Source organism: Arthrobacter sp. Y3223164 (genome assembly GCF_059091005.1).
This window is the reverse complement of record NZ_JBNHGF010000216.1, coordinates 1-4,868: the sequence shown is the minus strand read 5'-3', so window position 1 is coordinate 4,868 and position 4,868 is coordinate 1. Positions and strand designations below refer to the sequence as shown.

The following is a 4,868-nucleotide window of genomic DNA, read 5'->3' as shown; positions in this document are numbered from 1 at the left end:
CGCCGCCGGTCGCCACGGCATACCCCTCCCTGGCGAGCAGCCTGCCCAGCCGGGCGGCGCCGTCGTAAATGGTGCTGCCCCGCTCGGCAGCGTGCCCGCCCATCACCCCCACCATCCTCCGGCCGGCGAACACGGTGGAGAACAGCGCCTCCATGGCATCGCCGATGGCATGGTCGTGCAGGCTCGCCGCGAGCGTGGAGTCCAGGTCATGGCGGGTGGCGGACCGCGACGACCAGGCGTAGACCTGCGCGTCCAGCGTCCCTTCGTAGGGTCCGGTGTCCAGCCCGCTGTAGAGCTCGGCGGCGGTGTAAACCTGGCCGCGGTACGGGTCGAACGGGACGCCGGGCAGCGTGGGGAAGATCAGCGCGCCGTTGCGGTGAAGCCAGTCCTCGGTGGCGGCCTCGAACGTGCACCCAAGGAACACCGAGCCGGCCGGGTCCATGCTGAGCAGGGCCTCCGTGCGGCCGCTGAGATCCACCGATTGGAAGTGCCAGCCGTTCATCGACGGCGGTCCCCCGTCCGTCGCCGAATGCCGGTCGGGTCGCGGCCCGCGGTCTGGCCTCAGGCCGGCCGGTCCCCCGCCTGGCTGTGGTTCGCCGGATGGCCTCGCATGGCTGGCGGGCCGGCGTCCGCCGTCGCCCGCTGCCCCGGCTCGAGGAGCCTGGGCGACGAGCCGGTCGAAGTGCTCGAGCGACTCAATCTCGACGACGCGCGGTTCCTTGTGCAGTGCCGCTGACGCTCCCATGCAGCCAGCATAACCGTCGACTCGAAGCTGCCCGCGGTGGTCCGGGCGCTACCTGTTGCTGGCTTCGGTTTGGCGCAGGTCCGTGTTCGCCGGCGGGTTGCCCTCGGTCGCGGAGGTGATCGCGAGATTCCCCTCCGAGGCCGCCTCGGCCAGGACGTCCGGCTCCAGCGAGGTGGCCAACGGCTTTTCCACCACGAACATGCACAGCACGGTGGCGGCAATGGCCATCGGCACCATGAACAGGAACAGCGGCATCAGGGCTTCGTTGTAGGACTCGACAATAACGTCGTGTACCGGTGCGGGCAGGCCGGCGACCATGTCCGGCGTCAGCGAGTTCCCGCCTCCGGTGGCCGCGACGGCGGCTGCCGGCAGGCGGTCATTGAGGAGGTTGACCAGGCGGTGGGCGAACAGGCTTCCCACGACGGCCGAGCCGAGCGTGGCGCCGATCTGGCGGAAGAAGTTGTTGGCCGCCGTCGCCGTGCCCACCTGCCGCAGCGGGAAGGAGTTCTGCACGATCAGCACCAGGATCTGCATGTTCAGGCCCAGGCCAAGGCCCAGCAGGCCCAGATAAACGCAGAGCACCCAGACGGGCGTGTCCGCGCGCACGAAGTACATCAGCAGCAGGGCCACAGCCATCACCGCCGAACCGGCCACCGGCATCCACTTGTAACGGCCGGTCCTTGAGACCAGGATTCCGGAGGTCATGGACGACGCGAGCAGCGCGGCCATCATGGGAATCATCAGCATCCCGGCCGCCGTCGCCGACACGCCGGCAGCCATCTGGAAGTAGGTGGGCATGTAGCCGAGGGCCCCGAACATGGCCACGGAGATCAGCAGGCCCGCGATGGTGGTCATAATGAAGTTGCGGTCACGGAACATGGACATGGGAATGATGGGTTCGGCGGTCTTGCGCTCCACCAGCACGAACCCGACGGCGGCCAGCACGGTGCCTGCAATGAGGGCGATGAGCACCGGGTCGGACCAGGCGAAGGTGCTGCCGCCCCAGCTGCTCACCAGGACCAGGCCGGTGGTCGCGGCCGCCATCAGCAGCATGCCCCAGAGGTCGAGCTTCGGCCGCACCTTGACGGGACGGGACTTCAGGAAGAACAGCGCGCCAATCAAGGCCAAGACGCCCACGGGAAGGTTGAACCAGAAGGCCCAGCGCCAGCCCGGTCCCTCGGTGAACCAGCCGCCCAGCAGCGGTCCGACCACGGAGGAGAACGCAAAGACTCCGCCCATGGCGCCCATGTACTTGCCGCGTTCGCGGGCGGGAACCACATCGGCAATGATGGCCTGCGACAGGATCATCAGTCCGCCGCCGCCCAGCCCCTGCACCACACGGGAAGCAATGAGCCAGCCCATGTCCGGCGCCAGGGCGCCGATGACCGAGCCGATCAGGAACATAATGATCGCCGCGACCAGCAGGTATTTGCGGCCGATCTGGTCGCCCAGCTTGCCGTAGATGGGCATCATGACCGTGGCGGCCAGGATGTAGGCGGTGATCACCCAGAGCATCAGGTTGGCGCCGTTGAGCTCGCCCACGATGGTGGGCAGTGCGGTGGCCAGGATGGTCTGGTTCAGGGCGGCCAGCAACATGGCCATCATCAGCGCAACGAATACCAGCAGCAGGTTGCCATGGCTGTGGCCATGGTGCTCCGGCCGGGACGTCGCGGATGCCGGTGGGCGCTGTAGCGCCTGTCGGCTTTCGTTGTTCATTCGGATTCCTTCAGAACTGCGCGCAGCAAGGCCAGGCTGTGTTCCAGGGCCTCGGTCTGCGATTCCAGGGTGGGTTGGGACATGGTTTTTTGCATGGCAAAGCGGATTGCTGCGCCTGCCGTCATGACCAGCATGCGGGCGGCGTCTTCGGCGGTGTACTGCCCGCCGACGGGATGGGCGGCCAGGATTCGTTCAGCGTCCGCAAGCCGGTCGGAGCCGGCGAGCAGTTCGGAGACTGCGGTGGTGACCAATTGCTCCACCTTGACGATGTACTGGACTCGGCGGTGCAGCAGGTGCGGGTGCTTGCGCAGGATCAGGTGGCGGGTGGCATCGTCTCCGCCGTGGATAGAGCGGGTGACCGCCAGCATCAACTTGCCGACTTCGTCCAGCAGATTGGCGTGGACGTCGAATTCGGCCAGCATGGCATCGTCAAGCACCGGCTCGCGCAGGCCCAGCACCGCGTCTTCTTTGCACGTGAAGTAGTTGAAGAAGGTGCGCGGGGAAACTCCGGCGGAGACCGCCACCGCATCCACGGTGACGGCCTCGATTCCGTCTTCCAGAGCCGCTTCCGCCGCGGCGTCATGCAGGGCGGCCCAGCACTCGGCCCGCTTGCGCTCACGCAGGGAATTTAGTTGACTCACCGAACCAGTGTGCCAGCGCTCCCGCTCTTGCACAAGTGCAAACATTCATTCCTGCAAGAATTGGAGCAACGTCACACCGGCAAACGAAGGAGAGGATCGGTGGCATCCGTGGCAGCTCAGCGGTAAGAAAGCAACCAACCGCGCGCTCCTACCGCAGCACCACGGTGCGGTTGCCGTGCAGGATGACCCGGCCCTCGCAGTGCCACTTGACCGCGTTGGTCAGGGCCTTGCACTCGGTGTCGCGGCCGGCGGCGACCAGGTCCTCCGGCCCGAAGGTGTGGTCGACTTCCACCGTCTGCTGGGCGATGATCGGGCCTTCGTCGAGTTCGGCGTTGACGTAGTGCGCGGTGGCCCCCACGGTTTTCACTCCCTTTTCGTAGGCCTGGTGATAGGGCTTGGCCCCCTTGAAGCTGGGCAGGAAGGAGTGATGGATGTTGATGGTGCGCCCGGTCAGCTCGCGGCTCAGGTGGTCGCTGAGGACCTGCATATAGCGGGCCAGCACTACCAGCTCCACGTTGTGGGCATCGATCAGTTGCAGCAGCTCGGCCTCGGCGGCCGGTTTCGTGTCCGGCGTGACCGGCACGTGGTAATACGGGACCTCATGCCATTCCACCAGCCCCTTGTGGTCCAGATGGTTGGACACGACGGCGACAATCTCCACCGGCAGCTCCCCCATCCGGGAGCGGAAGAGCAGGTCGTTCAGGCAGTGCCCGAACTTCGACACCATCACCAGCACCCGCCGCCTGCGGCCCTTGGGTTCCAGCTGCCACGCCATGCCGTACTGCTCGGCCAACGGGGCAAACGCCTCGCGCAGCCGCTCCGTGGAGTTGGTTCCGCCGTTCTCCCCGGCGAAGTCGGTGCGCATGAAGAAATGCCCGGCCCGCCGGTCGTCGAACTGCTTGAGCTCCTGGATGCTCTGGCGGTGCTCGACCAGGAAACCGGAGACCGCGTGGACGATACCCAACCGCTCCGGGCAGTCGAGGGTCAGGATGTGCTCGTGGTGGATCGGCATGGTTGCTACCCCGTTTCGGTCTGGCTTTTCGTGCGGCGGTCTCGTCGGGACTGCCGTGCGGCTGGCGGTTCAGCGCTGGCTGTTCAGCGCTGGCTGTTCAGCATTCGACGACGTTGACGGCCAGGCCGCCGCGCGACGTCTCCTTGTACTTGGACATCATGTCCGCCCCGGTCTCCCGCATGGTCTTGATGGCCATGTCCAGGGACACGCGGTGGTCGCCGTCGCCGGCCAGTGCCAGCCGGGCGGCGTTGATCGCCTTGACGCTGGCGATGGCGTTGCGTTCGATGCAGGGAATCTGCACCAGGCCGCCCACCGGATCACAGGTCAGGCCCAAATTGTGCTCGATTCCGACCTCGGCGGCGTTTTCCACCTGCTCCGGTGTCCCGCCGAGCACCGCGCACAGTGCACCGGCCGCCATCGAGCAAGCTGACCCGACTTCGCCCTGGCAGCCGACCTCGGCCCCGGAAATCGAGGCGTTGGTCTTGAACAGGATGCCTATGGCTGCCGCTGTGAGCAGAAAATCCACCACCGCGTCGTCGTCCGCGCCGGGCACGAACCTGGTGTAGTAGTGCAGCACGGCGGGCAGGATCCCGGCCGCCCCGTTGGTGGGGGCTGTGACGATCCGCCCGCCGGAGGCGTTTTCCTCGTTGACCGCCAGCGCGTACAGGTTGACCCATTCCATCGCCCACAGCGGGTCGGCGTTGGGCGTGCCGTCCGCTGCCCGTGCCTCCTCGGCGGCACGCAGCCTGCGCCG

Annotated in this window: 4 protein-coding genes and 1 pseudogene; all 5 read right to left on the bottom strand. The window is 66.9% G+C overall.

Features of this window, described 5'->3' with window-relative positions; genetic code table 11:
- Positions 1-745, bottom strand: a pseudogene (locus AC5RUJ_RS11125) (hypothetical protein); the annotation flags it as partial.
- A 48-nt stretch (positions 746-793) separates the two neighbouring features.
- On the bottom strand, positions 794-2,461 hold the full coding sequence (locus AC5RUJ_RS11120) for an MDR family MFS transporter (protein ID WP_494001732.1): 1,668 nt from the start codon (positions 2,459-2,461) through the stop codon (positions 794-796).
- Positions 2,458-3,102: a TetR/AcrR family transcriptional regulator gene (locus AC5RUJ_RS11115; protein WP_494001733.1), complete on the bottom strand. Its 645-nt coding sequence runs from the start codon at positions 3,100-3,102 to the stop codon at positions 2,458-2,460. Before AC5RUJ_RS11115 ends, AC5RUJ_RS11120 begins: the two co-directional genes overlap by 4 nt.
- 148 nt (positions 3,103-3,250) lie before the next feature.
- A complete protein-coding gene (purU, locus tag AC5RUJ_RS11110) occupies positions 3,251-4,114 on the bottom strand; it encodes a formyltetrahydrofolate deformylase (RefSeq protein ID WP_494001734.1) in 864 nt (287 codons plus the stop codon).
- A 97-nt stretch (positions 4,115-4,211) separates the two neighbouring features.
- Positions 4,212-4,868: L-serine ammonia-lyase (locus AC5RUJ_RS11105; RefSeq protein WP_494155867.1), on the bottom strand; the 657-nt coding region annotated here is incomplete at its 5' end.